The sequence below is a fragment of the Marinomonas algae genome, assembly GCF_047525555.1.
In the GTDB taxonomy this organism is placed as follows: Bacteria; Pseudomonadota; Gammaproteobacteria; order Pseudomonadales; family Marinomonadaceae; genus Marinomonas.
In genome coordinates this window covers 277,635-301,487 of the sequence record NZ_JBLIXK010000002.1, presented here as the reverse complement: position 1 = coordinate 301,487, position 23,853 = coordinate 277,635, and the positions used below count along the sequence as shown (strand labels likewise).

Below are 23,853 nucleotides of genomic sequence, written 5' to 3'. Positions count from 1 at the left end.
TTTATCTAAACGAATGGAACATTGATGTTTTATTTCATTTCTAAGCGACTCATTCAATCCGTTTTCGTGATGCTTGCGGTCGCTTTTTTGGCGTTTTCACTATTTCGCTTTGTGGGTGACCCAATTACCCAAATGACAGGCGTCGAAACCTCTATTGCTGATCAAGAACGATTACGTGAAGAATTGGGTCTTAATGACCCATTCATCAGCCAATTTGGACGTTTTACTGCGGACATGCTACAAGGGGATTTTGGTTTTTCGTATCGTACTCGTCAACCTGTGGCGGATATGATCGCGAGTCGTATTCCTGCAACGCTCGAATTGGGCGTCGTTGCTCTGTTGATTTCGCTTATTATTGGTATTCCTGCTGGTGTTTATACCTCGCTTCGGCCACGAGGCGTTATTACTCAGACCATTTTAATGACCACATTGATTGGTATCTCAATCCCGACTTTTGTTATCGGTATCATGCTAATTTTCTTATTTGGTGTTCAGCTTGGTTGGTTGCCTACGTTTGGACGAGGAGAAACCGTTAGCATCGGTTTCTGGGAAAGCTCGTTATTTTCTATAGACGGTTGGCGAGCGCTTATTTTGCCAGCCATTACGCTTGGTGTTTATCAGCTTACATTGACGATGCGTTTGGTTCGAGCTCAGATGATGGATGTGATGCGAACCGACTATATTCGCTTTGCAACGGCTCGTGGTGTGCCAATGAAGCAGCTGTATTTTCGACATGCGTTGGCGAACACCATGGTGCCAGTTATTACTATTATTGGTTTGCAGTTTGGTGGCGTTATTGCATTTTCCATTGTGACGGAAAGTGTTTTCCAATGGCCCGGAATGGGGTTGTTGTTTTTGGAATCGATTCGTTTTGTTGATATTCCTGTGATGGGGGTTTATTTAGTCGTCATCGCTTTCTTCTTTGTCGTGGTGAATTTATTAGTCGATCTTTTGTATGTGGCCATTGATCCACGTCTTCGAGTGTAGGCAGGAGATAAATATGAAAGAGTTTATAAAACGCTCGGAAGGTCTTTGGCTGTTTACTCGTAGTCCTGCGGTTATGGTGGCTGCGGTTATTGCCATTATGATTTTTATTGGTGCGGCTTTTGCGCCTTGGATTGCATCTGTCAATCCTTACGACTTGAGTTCCTTTAGTTTGATGGACGGACTGCTTCCTCCGGTTTGGCAGGAAGGCGGAATCTCGCAGTTCATTTTGGGCACAGACGATCAAGGTCGAGACATGATTTCGTCGATTTTATACGGCGCCCGTTTGTCTTTATTGATTGGCTTGTCTGCAATGGTAATTGCTACTGTATTAGGTGTTGGACTTGGTCTTGCGGCGGGTTTTTATGGTGGTCGTTTTGATGCGATTATCATGCGCATTGCTGATGTTCAGCTTGCCTTACCCGCCATTCTAACGGCTTTATTAATTGATGGGATTGCTCGCGGAATTTTACCGCCAGAAGTACAACAGGACTTACGCGTTGTGGTATTGACGCTGGCGATTGCCCTGTCTCTGTGGGTGAATTTTGCTCGTACTGCTCGTGCTTCTACTTTCGTAGAGATGAATAAAGAATACGTGCAAGCGGCGATTATCATGGGGCAACGCCCAATTCGCATTATGTTTATCCATATCTTACCGAATATTCTGGGGCCGCTTTTGGTCATTATGACGGTGGATCTCGCTTCCGCTATTTTGTTGGAAGCCACTTTGTCGTTTCTAGGGATTGGCCTTGCGGCAGACAGCCCATCATTAGGCACACTGATTCGCATTGGCATGCAGTTTATGTTGTCTGGTGAATGGTGGATTTTATGGATACCGACTTTGTTCCTTGTGGCATTAGTTGTCTCTATTAATACGCTTGGTGATTTCATGCGTGATGTTTTTAATCCGGGGTTACGTTAATGCTCAGAGTGGAAAATTTAACCGTACGCTTCCCAACACGATTTGGTGATACGACGGCTATTGAAAACATCAATTTGCAGGTTCAAGCCGGTGAAATACATGGTCTCGTTGGAGAGAGTGGTGCAGGCAAGTCCACCGTTGGCGCGGTCGTGATCGGTTTATTGCAAACGCCGGGTTATATCGCGGATGGCAAGATTATGTTGGGCGATACAGACTTGCGGGCTTTGGACGTCAATCAAGCTCATGCTTTGCGCGGCAAGCGTATTTCGATGATCTTTCAAGATCCGCAAACCAGTCTAAATCCTCTGATGACGGTGGAAGATCAATTAATCGAAACCATTTTAGCCCATGAAGATATTACTGCAGAAGAGGCTCGCGCTCGTGCCATTCATTTACTAGAAGAGATTGGTATCAAGAATGCGGCAGAACGCATCAAATCTTGGCCACATCAATTTTCTGGTGGTATGCGCCAACGGGTTGTTATCGCTTTAGCTCTTTGTACCAATCCTGAACTCATTATTGCAGATGAACCTACAACGGCATTGGATGTGGCAGTACAAAGCCAAGTGTTGGAACTGATTCGCTCATTGGCCGATAAACGCAAAATTGGCTTCATCCTGATTACTCATGACATTGGTGTTATTGCACAAATTGCTGATTGCGTCACTGTCATGCGTAAAGGGCGAGTGGTTGAATCTGGTGAAACGCCTCAGGTGCTTGGGCGACCGAAACATGCTTATACACGAGCCTTGATGGACGCGGTTCCGCCGATGGATCATAAAATTGACCGATTCCGTGTGCCAACGGAAAAAGAGGTCGAAGCCAAAGGTGCAGCCACAGGCAACCTTGCTGAGCAGTGGTTGCTTGAAGAAAAAGCACTGCCAGAAGGTGAAAACAAAGAGCTTTCAATTGGGCTTTCTATTTCCGAATTAGATGTTCGTTTTGCTGGTACTCGTAAGTCGATTTGGCGTAAACCGAATGATTTTATTGCGCTCGATAAAATCAGCTTTAACGTCAAACCCGGTAGTATTATGGGGTTGGTTGGTGAGAGTGGTTCAGGGAAATCGACAGTCGCTAAAACCATTACAGGTTTGATTACGCCAAATGGCGGCACCATGAAACTTGGTGAGGAGCTATTGCCAGGAGGAAAGGCTCGTAATCGAAAACATCCTTCACGCCGACTGATTCAAATGGTGTTTCAAGACCCATATTCAAGCCTTAATTCACGTCACAAAATTGGCTCTATTTTAATGGAACCACTTTGGTTTTATGGTTTGGAAAAAGATCCCGTTAAACGACAAGAATTAGTGGCTTCTATGCTAGCGTTAGTTGGAATGGCCCCAGATGCCATTGATAAATACCCTCATCAATTTTCTGGTGGGCAGCGTCAGCGTATTGCTGTGGCTCGTGCCTTGTTAGCGCGACCAAGATTCTTGATATGCGATGAACCGACTTCGGCTTTAGATGTGTCGATTCAAGCCGAGATTCTCAACCTTTTAAAAGATCTGCAGTCAAAATTTGGGCTGACTATTTTGTTTATCAGTCACAACCTTTCAGTGGTGCGACAAATGGCGGATGAAATGGTGGTGCTTCGAAATGGCGTGATTGAAGAGGCGGGTAAAACGGAAGATTTATTTGAGCGCCCTCAAGCTGAGTACACCAAGAAACTGCTTTCTTTAACGCCCGTCATGCCAAAAGAATGGGGTTTTAATCCAGCAGGATTTTGATTTTTCTGGCGCTAATTTGAGTTGTATCTCGACAAATATATTCACGTAACCTTACAAGGAGAGTGCATTATTTATAATGCATTTTCTCCTGCGTAGGTTTCAATCAAGACATCCAACATAGCGGCCGCAGCGATAGATAAACTGGATCTTGGCTGACAAATGACACCAACGCGACGATGTATTTCTGGCTCTACGACAGGTCGACAAATTGCGCCTTGTTCTTTGGCTTGTTGACGACAAAGAGCAGGAACAACGGCAACGCCCATCCCATCACTGACCATTCGCCCAACGGTTGCAAGCTGATGGGCGTCAAAGGCGACATTCAATTCTATGTTGGCGTCATTGAGTGTTTTTTCTATCATGGTTCGCACGCTAGAAGGGCGCTGCAAGGTGATGAAATCGTACTCTAGCAAGGCTTCCCAAGTGATGCTTTCATGCACTTCTAAAGGATGATCTTTTGGTAGTATCGCAATAAATCGATCGTCGTATAATGGATAAAACGCCAATTCAAGCAAGCCTACAGGCTCAAATGAAATCCCCAGCTCTACTTGATTATTTCGCACCATTTCAACCACCACGTCTGATAACACATCATCAATAGCGACCTGAATATCTGGATACGAGGCATGATAATTGCGAATGGCTTTTGGCAGTAAGGACGCGGCAAACGAAGGCATAGAAGCGATGGTAATTTTACCAAGTTGCAAAGCAAAGCGTTGTTTCATCTCATCTTCAGCATTTTCCCATTGAGCCAGCAAGCGCCTAGCAATCGGCACTAATGCTTCACCTTCTGGAGTGAGGGCGATGCTGCGAGTGGTTCGAGTGAGTAATTTCCCACCTAGGCTATCTTCTAAGCTTTTGATCGACAAGCTCAATGCAGGCTGAGACAGGTGCAGTTGGTTGGCTGCGTTTGCGAAGCTCATGGATTGAGCCACAGCAAGAAAAGCACGAACTTGTTTAATATTCATTGTGAGTCACTTTGTTGGTTTTTATTTATTTGTAAAACTTATTAATAAATATATAAAACAAATTTAATTAATTTATCTTCTTGGGTCAAACTGAACTTCCTTCAAAATAATAATCAGGAGAAAGGGAATGGCAGGTTTTGACAAAGTGGTTACCTCATACGAAGAAGCCATGGCTGGTTTAGAAGACGATATGATTGTTCTAGCTGGTGGTTTTGGCTTGTGTGGCATTCCAGAGAACCTGATCGCAGAGATCCAACGCAAAGGTACAAAAGGTCTGACAGTGGTTTCGAATAACTGTGGCGTTGACGGCTTTGGGTTAGGCATCTTGCTAGAAGACAAACAAATTCGAAAAATGATTTCGTCTTATGTCGGCGAAAACGCTTTATTTGAAAAACAATTGCTCGATGGTGAATTAGAAGTTGAGCTCACCCCTCAAGGCACCTTAGCTGAAAAAATGCGCGCAGGCGGTGCTGGCATTCCTGCTTTTTATACTGCCACAGGTGTTGGTACTCCAGTTGCTGAAGGCAAAGAAACCAAATTATTTAATGGCAGAGAATACTTGCTTGAAGAAGCTATTACGGGGGATTTCGCCATTGTTAAAGGTTGGAAAGCAGACCGTTACGGCAATGTTGTATATCGCCATACCGCACAAAACTTCAATCCACTCGCTGCGACAGCAGGCAAAATCACAGTTGTTGAAGTAGAAGAGATTGTTGAAGTGGGAGAACTTGATCCAACGCAGATTCATACTCCTGGTATTTACGTGGATCGTGTTGTGTTGGGCTCATTTGAGAAACGTATCGAACAAAGAACCGTAAAAGCAGCAAAATAATAACGAGGTTTGACATGGCATTAACAAGAGAACAAATGGCACAACGTGTCGCTCAAGAATTACAAGATGGCTTTTACGTTAATCTGGGAATAGGTATTCCAACCTTGGTGGCGAATTACGTTCCAGAAAATATGGACGTCATGCTGCAATCTGAAAACGGTTTGCTTGGTATGGGCGAGTTTCCAACGGAAGACACCATAGATGCAGATATGATCAATGCGGGTAAGCAAACTGTCACCGCAGTCAAAGGCGCTTCTATTTTTTCGTCCGCAGAATCCTTTGCCATGATTCGTGGTGGTCACGTTGATTTAACCGTCTTGGGTGCATTTGAAGTAGATGTAAACGGCAATATTGCTTCGTGGATGATTCCTAATAAATTGGTGAAAGGTATGGGCGGAGCAATGGATTTGGTTGCTGGCGCAGACAACATCATTGTCACCATGACGCATGCTTCTAAATCGGGTGAGTCCAAGTTGCTAGAAAGCTGCTCTTTACCTTTGACTGGCAAGGGTTGTATCAAAAAAGTGCTGACAGATCTTGCTTGGTTAGAAATTGAAAATGGTGCCTTTGTTCTTAAAGAAAGAGCGCCAGGTGTTTCCACAGACGAAATCATTGAAAAGACGCAAGGTAAGCTTATTGTTCCAGACCATGTTCCCGAGATGGTCTTTGCTTAAGATAAAGCCTTATTATTCAAAATTAGAAGAATAAACAGAATTTTATTAAGGAGCAGATCATATGAAAGCGGTTATCGTTGCAGCGGCGAGAACGCCAATTGGTGCCTTTAATGGCGCCTTATCTTCGTTAAGTGCCGTGCAAATCGGTACTCAGCTCTTGTCTGGTATGTTGGCCAAACAACCTATTTTGAAAGATCACATTGATGACGTCATTTTGGGGCAGGTTTTGGCGGCAGGCTGTGGGCAAAATCCGGCACGCCAAACGGCTATTCACGCTGGATTGGCGAATCATGTTTCTGCCATGACAATAAACAAAGTATGTGGTTCTGGCTTAAAAGCCGTACAACTGGCAGCGCAAGCGGTTCTAAATGGCGATGCCAATATGGTGGTTGCTGGCGGGCAAGAAAGCATGAGTCAAGCGGCGCATGTTTTGCCTAACAGTCGTTCTGGTAAAAAAATGGGCAACTGGGAGCTGGTCGATTCCATGGTGAGCGATGGTCTATGGGATGCGTTTAATAATTACCACATGGGACAGACGGCAGAAAATATTGCTAACCGTTGGGGTATTAGCCGTGCCGAGCAAGACCAATTCGCAGAGCGATCACAACACAAAGCGGCACAAGCTCAGTCTTCGGGGCGTTTTGTCGAAGAAATTCTTCCTGTCTCAATTCCTCAACGCAAAGGCGATCCAGTGATTGTCGACGCTGACGAACAAATTCGTCCGAATACCAACGCAGAATCACTGGCGAAACTGCGTCCCGCTTTTGCCAAAGAAGGCAGTGTGACGGCAGGGAATGCATCCACATTAAATGATGGTGCGGCGATGGTGGTTGTGACAACGGATAAAGAAGCAAAACGTTTAGGTTTGCCAATTTTAGCGGTCATCGAAGCGGCGAGCTCTGCTGGTGTTGATCCTGACATTATGGGAACGGGACCAATTGCGGTAACCAACAAGGTGCTTAAAAAAGCCAATTGGCAAGTGGCTGATTTAGACCTTGTTGAAGCCAATGAAGCCTTTGCTGTGCAAGCTCTATGCGTCAACAAAGAACTTGGTTTGGATGCTAATAAAGTCAATGTTAATGGTGGCGCTGTTGCTCTAGGTCACCCAATCGGAGCATCAGGTTGTCGCATTTTGGTGACCTTGCTTCATGAAATGCAACGGCAAGATCTTGAAAAAGGGCTTGCTACTTTGTGTATCGGCGGTGGTATGGGAGTAGCCATGTTAGTGTCGCGTTAAAAAATGCATTGATCAAAAAGTGCATGATATAGAAGAGAGGATTCGTCGGTGCCATAAGTGTCTGATTCGAATACCTCTCTTACTATTTTTCTAATAAAAAATATAAAAATAGGAAAAGTCTCATGAATACAATTCAACAAAAACAAACAGGTCTACAAAAAGTCAGTCAGTTCTTTGTATTGCTGTTGCAGCGCTACCTTCCTGATCCTTTCATTTTTGCCATTATCCTCACATTTGTCGTGTTTTTATTAGTGATGCCGAGCACAGGGCAAGGCCCCATGCAGGTCGTCAATGCGTGGGCGGGTGGCTTTTGGAATTTATTAAGCTTCTCGATGCAGATGGCGATGGTTGTGGTAACGGGCCACGCTATGGCAAGTGCACCTGCTTTTAAACGCAAACTAGCCATGTTGGCTGGCGTCGCTAAAACACCGGGGCAAGCCATTATTCTAGTTACGGCGATTAGCGCCATGGCATGCTGGGTAAACTGGGGCTTTGGTTTGGTCGTAGGCGCTATTTTTGCCCGAGAAATCGCTTCACGAGTAAAGGGTGTAGATTACCGATTGTTAATCGCTTCCGCTTACAGTGGTTTCCTATTTTGGCATGCGGGTTTATCAGGCTCGATTCCGTTGTCGATTGCTGGTGGTAATAATACTGCTGTTACAAATGGTGCGGTAACCGGCGCTATTCCAACCTCAGAAACCATTTTCTCTCCAATGAACCTAACTATTCTAGCGGTTATGTTTGTCAGTATTCCTTTGTTAAATCGCCTGATGCACCCGGCGGCTCAAGATACCATTACTATTGATGCTGAGCTTTTGGAAGAAAATAAGGTTGAAGAAGTTAAGGATCGAAGTGAAATGAGCCCAGCTGAACGTCTTGAAAGTAGCCGTACTCTTTCTTTGCTTTTAGGCATTATGGGCTTTGTTTATGTGGTTTATTACTTCGTGACAAATGGTTTTGCATTGAATTTAAACATCGTTAACTTTACCTTTTTGTTTGCTGCTGTTTTGCTGCATGGTACTCCGAAAAGTTTGCTGACGTCGATTTCTCAGGGCGCTCGTAACTGTTCAGGGGTTCTATTACAGTTTCCTTTTTATGCAGGAATCATGGGCATGATGACGGCTTCAGGTGACTCAGGTGTTTCTCTCGCAGCAGTTATTTCACAGGGTTTTGTGTCTATCTCCAATGAAACAACCTTCCCTCTATTTACATTTTTAAGTGCTGGTATTGTGAACTTCTTTGTTCCCTCCGGTGGTGGGCAATGGGCTGTTCAGGCACCTGTTATGATGCCTGCTGGTGCAGCACTGGGCGTTGATGCAGCTAAAACTGCCATGGCAATTGCATGGGGAGATGCTTGGACTAATATGATTCAGCCGTTCTGGGCACTACCTGCGTTAGCGATTGCAGGGCTTGGCGCGAAAGATGTAATGGGTTATTGCTTGATGGCCTTAATTGGTTCTGGTGTGATCATTTCATTAGGCTTCTTGATTTTCTAAGAACGGCTTTTCATCCAGAAAGAAATACACAATTCAAAACACCATCTGGGCTTTCCTCAGGTGGTGTTTTTCTATGTAAAAAAAGAATGTTTCATCCTTGATAAGTCCATTATTATTCAATACTTTTTGGTCTATGTTCCGCTTTGTAAACTTTATAATAGCTGCTCCTTAGTTGTTTAATTTAAGAAAAAATAGTGAGTCGATACCAAGTGAACAAAATGAAAGTCAGAAAAAGTCACAATAATAGAAAAGCGGAAAGTTTCTTGAAAACCTTCGCGTCTATTTTGTTTCTCTTGTATGGCACGCAGGCTTATAGCGATGTTAGTTGGATGTCTGCCACGTTGGATAATGACTTTTTTGTTGGCGAAGACAATGGTTACACCAACGGAATTTATGTATCCAAATACAATGTTTATGATGGCTCCTATTCACAGCATGAAGCGGATATTTGGGTAAAACCTTTAATGTGGAGTATGCCAAATCGTTCGATTGATAGAGCTGTAAATGTGTACAGCTTTGGTCAAACACTAACGACCCCTTATGATATTTCGCAAGCTATTCCATCCGAGTCAGATTTGCCTTATTCGGCAGTTATTAGCTTTACCAATACCTACATATCTGCAGGTCCAAGTTATGCGGATAGAGTCAGTACAACCCTAGGTATTGTCGGACCACTTGCATTGGGAGAGGAAAGCCAGAAAGCCATCCATTCCATTATTTCTGCACAAGAACCGAAAGGTTGGGATACACAATTAAATAATGAATTGGTATTTGAATTTTCTCGTGGGCGAATATGGCGAGAGTGGATATCGGACAGCGGCCATGCGGATATCTTACTTGGAGGGAATATAGGTCTTGGTACATTAAGCAGTAGTGTTAGTACTGCCGCTGTTTTTCGATACGGTAAAAACTTAGAAAGTTCTTATGCTACCGCGTTATTTGCAGACTCAAGAACATCGAACCCTATTGCCGTAAATGGTGGATGGTTTGTGTATTCTGGACTGGCGTTAAAATACTACTTTAACCAAATTTACACCGACGGTAATACCTTCAGCGATAGCCGCTCCATCGACTATGACCATAATATTAATATTTTAGCATTAGGCGTGACTTACTCTTGGGGAAATTCCTCCCTCGCCTTTGCGATCAATACGCCTTTCTCATTGCAATATAACGGCAGCAGTGACCATAGATTAGACGACTTTAATAGCTATGGCACACTGACATTTGCGTGGCAGATATAGGCTACTTCATTTCTACAATCAATTAATAAGGAAAAGGGATTCCGAAGATGTCTTTGTCAGGTTAAACTGACAAAGACATAGTGTGATAAATAATGAAAGGATTTCGATACAAATGACGCAGTCTAATTTTGTTTTCTTAAAAGGAACGGATGACTTCTTATTTACCATTCTTCATACCGCTGAGAAAAATTACCCTGACGATGCCAATACAACACTTGTAAAGCTTCGCATTGCTGGCGAATACGTTGCCAAACACCTAGGCAAATTGCTCAATATAGAACCACAAGATACCCAATATGCACTCTTACAAGGAATTGAAAAACGCACACCAATAGACGAATCCATTTTAAGTATTTTTCATAAACTACGAAGCTTAGGTAATGATGCGGTTCACAAATACCACAACGACCTAAACGATGCGGAAATGTGTTTGCGTTTGTCTTTTCGATTGGCAGTTTGGTATTACCGACTGATGAGCAATGACAAGGATTTTGCCGCGCCGTTATTCAAATTGCCCATCGACAAAGCCTCTAGTCAAAAAGCAGAGCAAGAAATTGCTGAGCTAAAAAAGCAACTTTTAGAAGCCAATAACAACGCCACACAAAAAGAACACAAAAGCCAAGCGGAACTGGATGCACAGCAAGCAAAAGTGATTCAACTTGAAGGGTTATTAGCGGTTCTCGAAAGCAAAGAGAAGGAAACCCTTGCTCAAAATGAAGCGCGAATTTTAGCGCTAGAATCCCAACTCAAACAAAAAGACGTCGAATTGGCAAAGCTGAGTGAATCAGAACGAAAAAGCTTTCACCAAAAAACTATCAAACAAGCGAATCAAACGCCGCTCAATCTAAACGAACAAGAAACTCGCTACTTGATCGATGAACAGCTACGACTTTCTGGCTGGGAAACAGACACTGAAAATCTAAAATACAGCAATGGCACACGGCCTCAAATAGGGCGAAACATGGCCATTGCGGAATGGCCAACAGGTGTCGATGAAACCGGCAAGAAAGGCTTTGCCGATTATGTGTTGTTTGTCGGCTTAACGCCTGTTGGCGTTATCGAAGCTAAGCGTTATAACCAAGACGTTGCCGATAAACTCAACGAAGCCTACCGTTACAGTCGTACTTTTGACATGCTGGCGTACCAAAACGAATTAGCGCAATTGGCCGCCAATGACGAGCACAATCAAGATGGCATTCTTAAACACGTTAGCGAGATGAAAACCAATCAATACAATGCGTCAGGCTTTCATATTCCATTTTGTTTTTCCGCCAATGGACGAGGTCACAGTGCAGCGGTAAAAACCAAAAGCGGTATTTGGTATCGAGATGTTCGCTTAGATACCAACCAACCAGACTCTTTAAATCAATGGTTCACACCAGCAGAATTACAAAGCAAGCTGGCGCAGCAAATAGGCAAATTAAACAGCTGGTTCAAAACCAATCCTGACATGAGCGATTTGGGGCTACGTTACTTCCAAGAAGACGCAGTGCGTGCCGTAGAGCAGGCAGTTATCGAAGGTAAACGCAGTGCATTGCTAGCAATGGCAACAGGCACAGGCAAAACCCGCACTGCCATTGCAATCATGTATCGTATGATCCAATCCCAGCGTTTTAAGCGTGTGTTGTTTTTGGTCGATCGTCGTTCACTGGGTAACCAAGCGCTGGACTCTTTTGAAAGCACACGCATTCAAAGTTACACCTTCAATGAAATATTCAATATTCAAGGACTGACAGAGCGCTTCCCAGAAGACAGCACTAAGGTTCACATAGCCACCGTGCAATCGTTAGTAAAGCGCGTATTACAGGGTGATAATTTTGTTGGCGTTGGCACTTATGACGCCATCATCATAGACGAAGCGCACCGCGGTTATATATTGGATAAAGAACAAACTGAAGGTGAGCTGGTGTTTCGTGATCAAAGAGATTACATCTCCGCCTATCGTCGAGTCATCGACCACTTCGATGCCTTCAAACTGGCGCTAACCGCCACGCCCGCTTCGCACACGTCAGAAATATTTGGTCGTCCGATTTATACCTATTCCTATCGTACCGCCGTTATTGACGGTTACTTGAACGATTACGAACCGCCAATCAAAATCAACACCAAGCTCAATACTCAAGGCGTCTGCATTGCCGAAGGCGAACAAGTTGAGCGTTTAAATGTGACAGGCGATATAGAATTAGACACAGTAGAAGACGAGCAGAATTTTGAAGTCGATCACTTCAACCGACAAATCATCTTGCCTAATTTCACCAAAGCCATCTGTGGTGAATTAACCAAATACCTAGACCCAACCAGCGAACAGAAAACCCTTATATTCTGTGTGAATAATGAACACGCAGACACGGTTGTGGCAGAATTACACGCCGCGTTCAAAGGCCAATATCCTGATCTTCCCCACGACGCCATCATGAAGATTACTGGCAATTCAGACAAAGACGCCAGCAAGGTGCAAGAACTGATCGTCAAGTTTGAAAAAGAGCCTCGCATTCCCAACATTGTTGTAACCGTAGACCTTTTAACCACAGGCATTGATGTCCCCAGCATTTGTAATCTGGTGTTTTTACGCAAAGTACGCAGCCGTATTCTGTACGAGCAAATGAAAGGTCGCGCCACACGCCTTTGTCCAAAAGTCGGCAAAACCAGCTTCCGTATTTTTGATGCTGTGGATTTATATTCCACCTTACAACCTGTCGACACCATGCAATCTGTGATCGTTCGTCCGAATGTGAGCCTAAGCACATTAGTGAAAGAAATCAGCGAAGAAGAGACCTATCAAGTCATAGAAGCCAACGACAAATCCTTTGCAGAAAACAGCCATGAACAGCTGATTTCCAAGTTACAGCGAGTCATTGTACAAGCCGAATATCAGCAAGTTCGTAGCCCAGAGGTTGAAAAAGCCGTTAAGTCCATTGATGAACGCTTAAAAAATGTCGTCCCTTGTGGTTTCTTGGAACTCGCCAAAACGTTACGAAATGAAGGGCCAAAAGTCTCAGCCCAATATTTTGAAAAGCTGCCCACCTTGGTGGAGCAGGTCGAAGACTTAAAACGCACCATCAACAGTTTGCGTGATCGCCCAATTTTTTCTGATATGCCAGACGAAGTGATCGGCGTAGAAACCCTATTTGGTGATTACAACAAAGCAGAAGACTTCCTAGAAGCCTTTGATCGGTTGGTAAACGACAACAGCAACAAGCTCACCGCATTGGACGCTGTGATCAATCGCCCACGAGATTTAACCCGCAAAGGTTTGGTAGAACTGCAAGAATGGTTCGACGCCAAACATTTTGATGAATCGGCGTTACAAGTAGCATGGAAGCAAAAAACCACCCAAGAAATAGCCGCCAAACTGGTTGGTCATATTCGTCGCGCCAGTATGAAAAACCCTGTTTTACAACCTTTCGATACGCGTGTTGATTACGCCTTAGCAAAGATCAAAAGCGAGAACGACTGGAACAGCGTACAAATCCAATGGTTAGATCGCCTTGCTAGCTCCATAAAAGACAAAGTCGTGCTTGACGACGACGTCTACAAAATAGGCAACTACGCCCGCTTCGGTGGCAAACGCAAACTGCAAGAAGCGTTGAATAACGAACTGGACGACATTCTTCATAAATTCAGCGAGTACATCTGGGATGAAAGAGCATAGCTCGGTATCATAGCGCCCACATTCAATTTACAAGCAGCAATTTACAAGTAGCCATTTATAAGCAGCAAATCACAGACAGTGATGCGCACCTTAACTTGCACCATCGCTCGCTTATAAAAAACCAAACAAAAGAAACACTAAAAAGAGACACTGTATGAACAACAACGAACTGGTCGCCAAACTCTGGAAACTGTGTGACAACCTACGCGATGGCGGCGTGTCTTACCAAAACTACGTCAACGAATTAGCCTCTTTACTCTTCTTGAAAATGTGTGAACAAACAGGCTCAGAAGAAGCCTTACTTCCAGAAGGCTATCGCTGGAAAGATCTAACCATCAAAAGCGGGATTGAGCAGCACAGCTTTTATAAGAACCTATTAAACAAACTCGATGGCGATCATCACGCGATCGTACAAGCCATCTTTTTAAACGCCACCACAACCATTACCCAGCCAGCTCAATTAACCGAGCTGATCACGGAAATGGACAAGCTAGACTGGTACGAAAAAGGCCGTGACGACTTCGGCGACATGTACGAAGGCTTGCTACAAAAGAACGCCAACGAAACCAAATCCGGCGCGGGGCAATATTTCACACCGCGACCGCTGATTAGCGCCATTGTCGAACTGATGAAGCCACAGCCACGAGAAATCATCCAAGACCCAGCGGCAGGCACAGCGGGCTTCTTGATCGAAGCGGACAAATACATCAAAGCCCAAACAAACGATTTAGCCGTATTATCAGACGATGACGCCGACTTCCAAAGGAAGCACGCGTTTGTTGGCTTAGAATTAGTGCCAGAAACTCGCCGCTTAGCATTGATGAACTGCTTATTACACGACATTGTAGGAGACGATGACGACGGAGCGATTCGTCTTGGTAACACCTTAAGCAGCGATGGTGAAAACCTTTCTGCCCATCTTGTGTTATCCAATCCGCCCTTTGGTAGCGCTGCCAGCACCAACATTACCCGTACCTTTTTGTATGCCACGGGCAACAAACAACTGTGCTTTATCCAACACATAATCGAAACCTTAGAACCCGGTGGCCGCGCTGCCGTGGTGATTCCAGATAACGTGTTATTTGAAGGCGGTAAAGGCACAGATATTCGCCGCGACCTCATGCACAAGTGTAACTTACACACGATTCTGCGTTTGCCAACGGGCATTTTTTACGCCGCTGGAGTAAAAACCAACGTGCTGTTTTTCCAAAAAGGCACGCCAAGCAACCCACACCAAGACAGAGACTGCACAGAGAACACTTGGGTGTACGACATGCGAACCAACATGCAAACCTTCGGCAAACGTCGCACGTTAACTGACAAGCATTTTGAAGCATTTATCACTGCTTATGGCGACAATCCCAACGGCCAATCGCCACGCACGCAAGGGGTTTACCAGCAAATTGGCGAAATCGACGGGCTTTCTACCGATGAAGGTGACGACACCGCCCGCTGGCGTAAATTCAGTCGCGATTACATTCGTGAGCAAAAAGGCGACTCATTAGACATCAGTTGGCTCAAAGACCTAGAAGCCACCGACTCCGAAAACCTGCCAGAGCCAGATGTGCTAGCAGGCGAAGCCATGGCGGAACTCACGGAAGCCATGGGCGAGCTGTACCAACTGATGCAAGCCCTCGGCGCAGACGACGAAGCCGAAGCGCAAAAACAACTCCTAGAACAAGCCTTTGGTTTGGAAGAGAAGGCTACCACCACAGAGCAAAATGAGCGTTTGGGAGGCCAAGCGTGAGTGAATTACCGAAAGGTTGGGTTGAGGACAAAGTAGGTAAATATATTCATCTTAGAAATGGTTATGCATTCAAAAGTCATGATTATGTGGAACCTAGTAAAAATACCGTTCCTGTAATACGTATTTCAGATATAGATGGTGAGTGGGCTTCTGATAAAAAAGCAAATCATGTTGCTGTAGATAAAGCTATATCAGGGTTTGAAGTAGTAAAGAACGACCTTTTAGTCGCGATGTCTGGCGCAACCACAGGAAAAATAGGAATTTATAATGGCAATGAACCAGCACTTCAAAATCAACGAGTTGGTAATTTCAAATTAAACGCACCAGAAATATGCAATTCTAGTTTTAGAAATTATTTAGTGAAATATATATCCCCAACACTCTTAGAAATTGCGTATGGCGGAGCTCAACCTAATATTTCAGCTTCAGCAATAGAAGAATTAGTTGTAAGTTTCCCCCCTCTAGCCGAGCAGAAACGCATCGTCGAGAAGTTGGATGAAGTCTTGGCGCATGTAGACAGCATCAAAGCTCGCCTCGACAGCATCCCCAACACCCTCAAACGCTTCCGCCAATCCGTCCTCGCTTCCGCTGTTAGTGGGAAATTGACTGAGGAGTGGAGAGAGAAACACGCTTTCTCTTGGAAAGAGTCTTGTATAGGAAGTATCGCCTTGGTAGCCACAGGCAAAACACCTAAGCGAACTGAACCCAGTTATTGGGATACTCCTGACGTTCCCTGGTTAACCAGTAGTGCAACAGGCATTTTATTTTGTAATGAAGCAGAACAATATGTTTCTCAATTCGCTGTTGATGACTGCAAACTTAAAATGTTTGGTAAAGGCACCTTACTTTTAGCTATGTACGGTGAAGGAAAAACAAGAGGTCAAGTAACAGAGTTAACTTTTGAGGCAACTTGCAATCAAGCGTGTGCAGCAATAACAGTAAACCAAGAGTTGGCATTGATCAGCTTTGTAAAACTTCGGCTTTTAGAAAATTATGAAGAGACTCGAAAATCTGCTGCTGGAGGAAATCAACCTAATCTAAACTTAAATAAAGTTCGAGAGATACCTGTAAACCTCCCTTCACTCGAAGAACAAACCGAAATCGTCCGCCTTGTTGACCAGTATTTCGCCTTTGCCGATGCTATCGAAAAGCAGGTGAACAACGCCCAGCAGCGCGTCGACAAACTCACCCAATCTATTTTGGCCAAAGCCTTCCGTGGTGAGCTCGTGCCACAAGATCCAAACGATGAACCCGCCGACAAACTGCTAGAGCGCATCGCCAAAGCCAAGCAAGACGCCGACGCACTCGTCAAAGCTGCTAAGAAATCCGTTAAAAAAGGTGGTTTATAAAACAATTAAAGAAGAATCGAAAAATTCGTAAAAAACTAGAATCAATTAAATAAAAAATATCTACAAGGATAAGAGATGTGTAAAGAATCTATTGAAAATGCTAACCCACATGAGTCTATTAAAGGAAATGTCATCATATCAAAAGGAGAAGACGGGTCGTTAAAAGGCGAAGTGGAAATAACTAGAAATGCAGAGGCTCCAGTACACCTAAATTCAGATAATAAGTACGACCCTGATGAAAAAAATAGAACAGAATCATCTTCTAATGATTATGAAAAGATAGAAAATGAAAGTAAGCCCTTAAAAAAGAATGAAGATTGGCTTTTGAAAATATTTAAAATATTTAAAATATCTAATCTTATTCAATATACGATTTTTATTGGTGTATTATCGGGGATTTATGGTTTTGCCTTCCAAAAAGGAATGATCAGTGAAATGGGGTTAGGTGGTTTTTCTGTAAGCTATAATATTGAAGATATGTATTATATTGCTTTTTCAGTTGCACTGAATAAGATTGAAGGACTTAAAGAAAATTTATTTTTCTCTTTAGGTTTTGCTTTTTTTATATTTATTATTTTATCTTTTTTATTGGTTTCTATAATTCTATCTAAACATAAAGGCAAAAAAGAAAAACCTAAAGATAAAAATAATATCGGAAATAAATGTAAAATCTTTATCGGGCTAATCGGTGCATTCTCAATCTCTGTGATAATGTTTTTAATACAATTAAATTTTAAAATTTTATTGTTTATTTTTGGGCTTTTAATATTTGCTCCAGGTCTTTTTGGCTATCAAAGTGGCCAAGATTATATGAAAGAGATCAAATCAAAAGAACTTTGTGGTACTGATGAAAAATCAAAAGAATGTGTTCAAATTACTAAAAATGGGTTGCTTCTCACGGGGGAGATTATTTTAGAAACAAACGATGCATTCTTTATAAGAAAGAAAGATTACTTTCTTCATATCTCTAAAATCGGTGCGAACTGTGCTTTTTCTCATTACGAAAACCCTAAAGCTGAAAAGCAAGAAAAGGAAAAACAACCGAACCTTGACCCAGAGATCGAAGCTATTTGTTTTAACCAACAGGTCTCTCAGAAAGTAAACGATTCACAAGGATAGTAGAAAATCCCGCCTTCATACTTGTTCTGACATAGAGCTGAGTGAATGGCGCGAGTTTATAGGAAAAGGGGTGAAAAGAGAGCCAAGCTCTCTTTTTTGCATTAACTAAGGAAAGAACGAATTTAACTGGATAAAGTTACCATTATGGTAAATAATGCAATCAATCTTAGCGCTTAAGAAGGGCAACCGCCTACTGAGGTAGGTAAGGAAAGAGTTCATATACGAAATGGCCCTTTATACGATAAAGCCGATGTTCTCCTTCTGTTGGGGAAAGGTGATAACAGTACCACGTTGTGGACACGAAACTGCGTACAAGATGTCCAAGCGTTGGCGTTTGACATAGCGGATGTGCGCGAATTATTGACACAAGCTTTGACCACAGGTCATTACATTAATTCTCAATGGTGTGTTCAAAAACCAACAGGGCCTTGGGCCGCCTGTGACAGTTATCGTTTGTCTCGGCAGGAATGGAATGATGCTGCCTATAAAAACTTGCCGTGTGAATATTATGTGAAATTTGCGATAGGTAAGACTGGCAAGTTGTTATTGCTGGTTTCTTGCCATTTATCGCTGTAGGAGAATGTGATGAAAAAAGGAGTGTGCCCCATTTGTGAAGCAGGCCAACTGCACACAAAAAGCGAATGGATTGATGTTGAACATCTCGGACAACAGGGTCAAATCGAAAGTGTTTATGCTGAATGTAATGCTTGTGGTAGTGAGCAAGCAGGTACAGCCGAAGCCCGTTCTAATAAGCGCGCTATGATAGCGTTCAAAAAACAAGTACAAGGTTTGTTAACTGGCAAACAAGTGCGTGAGTTGCGTAAAAAATGGGGCTTGAATCAAGACGAAGCGGCTAAAGTATTTGGCGGCGGTCCAGTGGCTTTCTCTAAATATGAAGCCGATGACGTGATGCAATCTGATGCGATGGACAAATTATTACGAATGGCTGATGAAGTTCCTGTTGCATTAGATAGGTTGTTGGCCAAAGCTGGAATTCAGTCTAAACAAACGGTTCATTGGGATGATGTGGCGATTATTAACCTTTCAGATTATAAGAAGCCAACACAACCCGTAGTTATTATGACCAACACCGTTGAAAATGAGGCTTTCTATGGCCACTAAAATTAGTAAGAACCTGCAGCGGGCCATTGATAACTTAACCATTCAAGACGTTTACTTAAAGTCGACACAATCAGAGTGCAAAGAAGATTTCGACCCAAAAACAACAGAGTTAGATGAGCTGCTTGTTCAGCAGATGCACTCAGTAAAAAAATGTGAAGTATTACAAGCAAACGAAAGCGACTTACTTGTTAGAATGTATGTTCGCTTAGGTACTCGTTGGATTACTCCAAATGATAATGAAGAGCCTGATATAAAAGCCTTTATTGAAGCGGACTTTATTGCTGAATACCAAATGGCTAAAGACCTAGAGCAAGAATGTATTGATGAGTTCGCCCAGCACAATGCCAGCTTTCATGTTTGGCCTTATTGGCGTGAATTTTTAAGCTCCCAATGTGAGCGTCTTCGTTTACCCCGCGTTATCTTACCTACCGTACAATTTAATAAATAGTTGATAAGTTTTTAAGGACGGGACACAAGCCGCGATACTAGAACTAATGGACAGTATTTTAATGAAATATTTAGATGGTGACTGGCTGGAAGCGAAGGTGTTAATCGATAAATTAGATACAAATTCATTTGGCGTGGCCGAGTTGAAAGTGGAAATTGAAAAGAAGATTACGGAAGCGGAAGAAGTAGACGACCTTTTAGATTATTTCATGCCGACGCCTTAAGCGTCTGAAAAGAGAAACCGAAAAAGCAAAATTAATTTTAAAAAGCACGTTATTGTGCAGCAGTGTACACGTTGAATCTAGGTTGAGTTGTTCTCAACTCTTTTTATACACAAGCCGCTATTTTTTTACTATGTGTGGCTGTTTCTATAGCTTCAAAAGAGAATCGTTTCTTATATATGTTTATTTATATGTTTTAACTGAACTGTCATAAAGCAGGGGTAGAGTTTCGTGATTACTTAATCAGGAGCGACACTATGAAACTGTTATACCCAGTACTTTTGGCGTCAATGTTTGCAGCAGGCGCAGCCAATGCAGAGTTTTCTTTGGACAGCCGTTACACGGATAAAGACAAAGATTTAATCGCTGATATCCCAACAGATAAGTCTAAGTTAATCGACCCTAGTACTTTGATTTTTGCTTATACACCAGTCGAAGATCCTGCCGTTTATGCGGATGTTTGGTCTGAGTTCCTAGAGCACATGGAAGACGTAACAGGAAAGAAAGTGCGTTTCTTCCCAGTGCAATCTAACGCAGCGCAAATCGAAGCAATGCGTGCTGGTCGTCTTCACATTGCCGGTTTCAACACAGGTTCTAACCCATTAGCTGTTGCTTGTGCGGGTTATCGTCCATTTACTATGATGGCAGCAGAAGACGGTTCTTTTGGTTATGAGATGGAAATCATCACTTACCCAAATTCTGGTATCAATTCTCCTAAAGACATTAAAGGCAGCAAGTTAGCCTTTACGTCTCAAACATCTAACTCTGGTTTTAAAGCGCCTTCTGCGATTCTAAAAGCGGATTTTGATTTGATTCCTGAGCGTGACTTCGAGCCTCAGTTCTCTGGTAAGCATGACAACTCTATTTTGGGTGTGGCAAACAAAGATTACCCAGCAGCGGCCGTTGCAAACTCTGTATTAAATCGAATGATTGATCGTGACGTTGTGAAAGCCAGCCAAATAAAATCCATTTATAAATCTGAAACTTTCCCAACAACAAGCTATGGCGTGGCTTACAACCTTAAGCCTGAGCTTCAAGAAAAAATCAAAGAAGCGTTTTTCTCTTACAAATGGGAAGGCAGTAAGCTGAAAGAAGAGTTCTCGAAAGAAGGTCAGTTCTTGCCGATTACCTTTAAGCAACACTGGAATGTGATTCGTAAAATTGATGACGCAAACGGCGTGTCATACAACTGCCGATAGGATCTTTCAGTGCTTAAAATTGAACACTTAAAAAAGCGTTATAAGTCTGGTCCTTGGGTTTTAAAAGACATTAGTTTTGAGGTTCCTGACGGTGAAATTGTTGGACTTATCGGCCCGAGTGGGGCCGGTAAATCCACTATGATTCGTTGTGTAAACCGCCTAATCGATCCAAGTGAAGGCAATATCCAGTTGGACGATGTGAGCTTGAGCAGTTTGTCTTCCAGCAAAATTCGCGAGCAACGTCGTCACATTGGGATGATTTTCCAAGAATACGCCTTGGTTGAAAGACTGAGCGTGATGGAAAACGTCTTGTCTGGTCGATTGGGGTATTTGTCTTTTTGGCGTTCTTTCTTACGTCGCTATCCACAAGAAGACATTGATAATGCTTTTGAGTATTTGGATCGTGTTGGCTTGATTGATCATGCCAATAAACGTGCTGATGAATTGTCTGGTGGTCAACGCCAACGCGTGGGGATTGCCAGAGCCTTGGCGCAAGATCCTCGTTTGTTGCTGGTGGATGAACCAACGGCAAGTTTAGACCCAAAAACGTCTCGTCAAATCATGCGTTTGATTCAGTCTATTTGCCGTGAAAAAGCCTTGTCGGCGATTATCAACATTCACGATGTGCCGCTGGCGATGCAGTTTGTGGATCGCATTATTGGTCTTCAAGGTGGCGAAGTGGTGTTTGACGGCAAGCCTGATGAATTAACAGAAGACGTGCTGACGCGCATTTATGGCGACGAAGATTGGACGGACGTTAAGCCAGACGACGAAGACGATGAACAGGAAAGTGAGGAGGCCGCTTAATGCGAACTTGGCAAAGGCCTCATTATCTTGTGCCAGATAAACGCTGGCGTATCGCACTTTGGATCGCCTTTTTTCTGTATTTGATTGTCGGTATTGGCAGCATTGAAGTGAATTGGCAACGCGTTTACGAAGGTTTGGAGCGCGGTGGTCGCTTTATCGAAGGCTTTTTGAACCCTAATTTTACTCGTCGAGCGGCGGATATTTATTCTGGGATTTATGAAAGCTTAACCATGACGGTGACCTCAACTGTGGTTGGAATTCTGTTGTCTATTCCATTTGGAATGGGCGCGGCGCGTAACATTTCTCCAAAACCTATCTATTTGTTTTGTCGATCTTTTATTGCGGTTTCTCGCTCTATGCAAGAAGTCATTGTGGCCATCTTTTTAGTGGCGCTTTTTGGCTTCGGGGCCTTTGCGGGTTTCTTAACGCTGACCTACGCGACAATTGGTTTTCTAGGAAAACTGCTCGCAGAAGAAATCGAAGAGATCGATAAAAAGCAATTGGAAGCCATCGCCTCAACAGGTGCGTCTTGGTTGCAACGCATGCACATCGCGATTTGGCCACAAGTGATGCCACGTATGATTGGTTTGTCGTTTTATCGTTTCGATATTAACTTCCGTGAATCGGCGGTCATTGGCATTGTTGGCGCAGGCGGTATTGGTGCGACCTTGAATACTTCGATTGATCGTTACGAATACGATTCTGCTGGTGCCATTCTCATTTTAATTATTCTTATTGTGTTGGCGTGTGAATACCTTTCTGGATGGATAAGAAAATGGGTGAGTTAGAACAAAAATTAGTATGGGAAAGTCATACTAGGCGCAAAGCATGGACCGTTTGGGGATTTTGGTTTTCCATTGTGTTACTGACCGTTTTTTGCTGGTTAGAAATGACGGAAGACACAATTTGGTTTTTTGTTTATGACGCACCTGTGCAAGCGGCGGATTTAATCGATCGCATGTTTCCACCAGAATGGTTGTACATCAATAAACTGTATAAAGCCCTTTGGGACACCTTGAATATTGCGACTTTAGGCACGCTGCTTGGTGTGATTCTGGCGTTTCCTGTTGCTTTCTTGGCGGCACGAAATACCACGCCATCCACAAAGTTTGTGCGCCCGATTGCGTTGTTTATCATTGCCTCATCGCGTTCTATCAATTCGTTGATTTGGGCTTTGTTATTGGTGACGATTTTAGGGCCGGGGATTTTGGCAGGTATTATCGCGATTGGTTTAAGGTCGATCGGGTTTGTGGCTAAGTTGCTGTATGAGAGCATTGAAGAGATCAACAGCACCAGCGTAGAAGCGATTGAGTCGACGGGCGCGTCGCGTTTTCAAACCATTGCTTACGCGATTATTCCGCAAATTTTGCCTGCTTTTTTAAGCATCACGATTTTCCGATGGGACATTAACATTCGAGAATCCACCATATTAGGCTTGGTTGGCGCGGGCGGCATTGGCTTGTTCTTGTCATCGTCGTTGAATGTGTTGGCGTGGCCTCAAGTGACACTGATTATTCTGGTGATTTTGGCGACGGTTGTGGTGTCTGAATACATTTCGGCCAAGGTGAGAAGCTTGTTGATTTAACGTCAGTGAAGGCTGGTTAGATAAGATAAAAAGAGCCGCCAATGAATACTCAGTGTATTCGTTGGCGGCTCTTTTTTTAGCAGGTGTTTATGCTAGTTTGTGATTAGCAGCAAGTAACCGTTCGCTCTGGGCGATCGCCCATATCGTTAAGTCGTTGTTGATTAATGCTCATGAATTTGGTGTTGTTTGTTGCTGTTTCTGCAAGCGTTGTGAGTGCCCATTTTGGTAGCGCAGCATTGATTTTGTAGTACACCCATTGTCCTTGACGACGGTCTGTCAGGAGGCCACAGTTTCTTAATAAGGCAAGATGGCGCGATACTTTTGGCTGACTTTCATCTAATGCCATCATTAATTCACATACGCATAATTCATTCTCTAAATAAATTAGTAACATGCTGCGTAGACGAGTTTCGTCGGATAAGCATTTATAAAATTGAATCGGATCCATTGTTTTCCTTAGGTTTGTTTGGGGAAACCAACCGTGTTTATTCTCTGTAGTTTATTGATCAATATTGGCTAGT

The 23,853-nt window shown here is 43.3% G+C and carries 22 protein-coding genes; 20 read left to right on the top strand and 2 right to left on the bottom strand.

What is annotated here, in order from left to right; all coding sequences use genetic code 11:
• Positions 1–24: 24 nt before the first annotated feature.
• Genes ACMUMQ_RS05700 through ACMUMQ_RS05690 form a run of 3 tightly spaced genes read left to right on the top strand, consistent with a single transcriptional unit; the run spans position 25 to position 3,633 of the window.
• Positions 25–987 carry an ABC transporter permease gene (locus tag ACMUMQ_RS05700; RefSeq protein ID WP_414681043.1) on the top strand — a complete coding sequence of 321 codons (963 nt, stop codon included), beginning with the start codon at positions 25–27 and terminating at the stop codon, positions 985–987.
• A gap of 13 nt (positions 988–1,000) precedes the next feature.
• The gene (locus ACMUMQ_RS05695; protein ID WP_414681042.1) at positions 1,001–1,906 is read left to right on the top strand and encodes an ABC transporter permease; all 906 of its coding nucleotides are present in this window, start codon (positions 1,001–1,003) and stop codon (positions 1,904–1,906) included.
• Entirely contained in the window at positions 1,906–3,633 is a 1,728-nt protein-coding gene (locus ACMUMQ_RS05690) for a dipeptide ABC transporter ATP-binding protein (protein ID WP_414681041.1), read from the top strand. The genes ACMUMQ_RS05695 and ACMUMQ_RS05690 overlap by 1 nt, the downstream gene beginning before the upstream one ends.
• A 71-nt stretch (positions 3,634–3,704) precedes the next feature.
• On the opposite strand, the gene ACMUMQ_RS05685 is transcribed toward ACMUMQ_RS05690, so the two are convergent.
• The gene (locus tag ACMUMQ_RS05685) at positions 3,705–4,601 is read right to left on the bottom strand and encodes a LysR family transcriptional regulator (RefSeq protein WP_414681040.1); all 897 of its coding nucleotides are present in this window, start codon (positions 4,599–4,601) and stop codon (positions 3,705–3,707) included.
• A 127-nt stretch (positions 4,602–4,728) separates the two neighbouring features.
• Between ACMUMQ_RS05685 and ACMUMQ_RS05680 the strand changes: the two genes are divergently transcribed.
• The 17 genes from ACMUMQ_RS05680 to phnE (ACMUMQ_RS05600) all read left to right on the top strand — a co-directional run bounded on the left by ACMUMQ_RS05680 (position 4,729) and on the right by phnE (ACMUMQ_RS05600) (position 23,332).
• Positions 4,729–5,433, top strand: a complete 705-nt coding sequence (locus ACMUMQ_RS05680; RefSeq protein ID WP_414681039.1) for a CoA transferase subunit A — start codon at positions 4,729–4,731, stop codon at positions 5,431–5,433.
• A 14-nt stretch (positions 5,434–5,447) separates the two neighbouring features.
• Positions 5,448–6,107, top strand: coding sequence for a CoA transferase subunit B (locus ACMUMQ_RS05675; RefSeq protein ID WP_414681038.1), 660 nt, complete (start codon positions 5,448–5,450; stop codon positions 6,105–6,107).
• A gap of 61 nt (positions 6,108–6,168) precedes the next feature.
• On the top strand, positions 6,169–7,344 hold the full coding sequence (locus ACMUMQ_RS05670) for an acetyl-CoA C-acetyltransferase (protein WP_414681037.1): 1,176 nt from the start codon (positions 6,169–6,171) through the stop codon (positions 7,342–7,344).
• Between the two features lie 122 nt (positions 7,345–7,466).
• Positions 7,467–8,840: a short-chain fatty acid transporter gene (locus ACMUMQ_RS05665; RefSeq protein ID WP_414681035.1), complete on the top strand. Its 1,374-nt coding sequence runs from the start codon at positions 7,467–7,469 to the stop codon at positions 8,838–8,840.
• Positions 8,841–9,058: 218 nt separating this feature from the next.
• Positions 9,059–10,084: a lipid A deacylase LpxR family protein gene (locus ACMUMQ_RS05660; protein ID WP_414681034.1), complete on the top strand. Its 1,026-nt coding sequence runs from the start codon at positions 9,059–9,061 to the stop codon at positions 10,082–10,084.
• 112 nt (positions 10,085–10,196) lie between these two features.
• Positions 10,197–13,736 (top strand): type I restriction-modification system endonuclease, encoded by a 3,540-nt coding sequence (gene hsdR, locus ACMUMQ_RS05655; RefSeq protein ID WP_414681033.1) that lies wholly within the window; start codon positions 10,197–10,199, stop codon positions 13,734–13,736.
• Positions 13,737–13,890: 154 nt separating this feature from the next.
• Positions 13,891–15,483, top strand: coding sequence for an N-6 DNA methylase (locus ACMUMQ_RS05650; RefSeq protein WP_414681032.1), 1,593 nt, complete (start codon positions 13,891–13,893; stop codon positions 15,481–15,483).
• On the top strand, positions 15,480–16,832 hold the full coding sequence (locus tag ACMUMQ_RS05645) for a restriction endonuclease subunit S (protein ID WP_414681031.1): 1,353 nt from the start codon (positions 15,480–15,482) through the stop codon (positions 16,830–16,832). Before ACMUMQ_RS05650 ends, ACMUMQ_RS05645 begins: the two co-directional genes overlap by 4 nt.
• A gap of 75 nt (positions 16,833–16,907) precedes the next feature.
• Positions 16,908–17,951: a hypothetical protein gene (locus tag ACMUMQ_RS05640; protein WP_414681030.1), complete on the top strand. Its 1,044-nt coding sequence runs from the start codon at positions 16,908–16,910 to the stop codon at positions 17,949–17,951.
• A gap of 291 nt (positions 17,952–18,242) precedes the next feature.
• The gene (locus ACMUMQ_RS05635; protein WP_414681029.1) at positions 18,243–18,527 is read left to right on the top strand and encodes a hypothetical protein; all 285 of its coding nucleotides are present in this window, start codon (positions 18,243–18,245) and stop codon (positions 18,525–18,527) included.
• Between the two features lie 9 nt (positions 18,528–18,536).
• Complete coding sequence (locus tag ACMUMQ_RS05630; protein WP_414681028.1) at positions 18,537–19,073, top strand: type II toxin-antitoxin system MqsA family antitoxin; 537 nt, start codon at positions 18,537–18,539, stop codon at positions 19,071–19,073.
• Positions 19,063–19,521 carry a hypothetical protein gene (locus ACMUMQ_RS05625; protein WP_414681027.1) on the top strand — a complete coding sequence of 153 codons (459 nt, stop codon included), beginning with the start codon at positions 19,063–19,065 and terminating at the stop codon, positions 19,519–19,521. Before ACMUMQ_RS05630 ends, ACMUMQ_RS05625 begins: the two co-directional genes overlap by 11 nt.
• Before the next feature lie 61 nt (positions 19,522–19,582).
• A complete protein-coding gene (locus tag ACMUMQ_RS05620; protein WP_414681026.1) occupies positions 19,583–19,744 on the top strand; it encodes a hypothetical protein in 162 nt (53 codons plus the stop codon).
• 254 nt (positions 19,745–19,998) lie between these two features.
• Complete coding sequence (gene phnD / locus ACMUMQ_RS05615; protein WP_414681025.1) at positions 19,999–20,940, top strand: phosphate/phosphite/phosphonate ABC transporter substrate-binding protein; 942 nt, start codon at positions 19,999–20,001, stop codon at positions 20,938–20,940.
• A gap of 9 nt (positions 20,941–20,949) precedes the next feature.
• Positions 20,950–21,747 carry a phosphonate ABC transporter ATP-binding protein gene (gene phnC, locus ACMUMQ_RS05610; RefSeq protein ID WP_414681024.1) on the top strand — a complete coding sequence of 266 codons (798 nt, stop codon included), beginning with the start codon at positions 20,950–20,952 and terminating at the stop codon, positions 21,745–21,747.
• Positions 21,747–22,535, top strand: a complete 789-nt coding sequence (gene phnE, locus ACMUMQ_RS05605) for a phosphonate ABC transporter, permease protein PhnE (RefSeq protein WP_347982459.1) — start codon at positions 21,747–21,749, stop codon at positions 22,533–22,535. Before phnC ends, phnE (ACMUMQ_RS05605) begins: the two co-directional genes overlap by 1 nt.
• Positions 22,523–23,332, top strand: coding sequence for a phosphonate ABC transporter, permease protein PhnE (phnE, locus tag ACMUMQ_RS05600; protein WP_414681022.1), 810 nt, complete (start codon positions 22,523–22,525; stop codon positions 23,330–23,332). The genes phnE (ACMUMQ_RS05605) and phnE (ACMUMQ_RS05600) overlap by 13 nt, the downstream gene beginning before the upstream one ends.
• Positions 23,333–23,435: 103 nt before the next feature.
• Here phnE (ACMUMQ_RS05600) and ACMUMQ_RS05595 read toward each other — a convergent pair whose 3' ends face one another.
• Positions 23,436–23,780, bottom strand: a complete 345-nt coding sequence (locus ACMUMQ_RS05595; protein WP_414681021.1) for a metalloregulator ArsR/SmtB family transcription factor — start codon at positions 23,778–23,780, stop codon at positions 23,436–23,438.
• Positions 23,781–23,853: the final 73 nt, after the last annotated feature.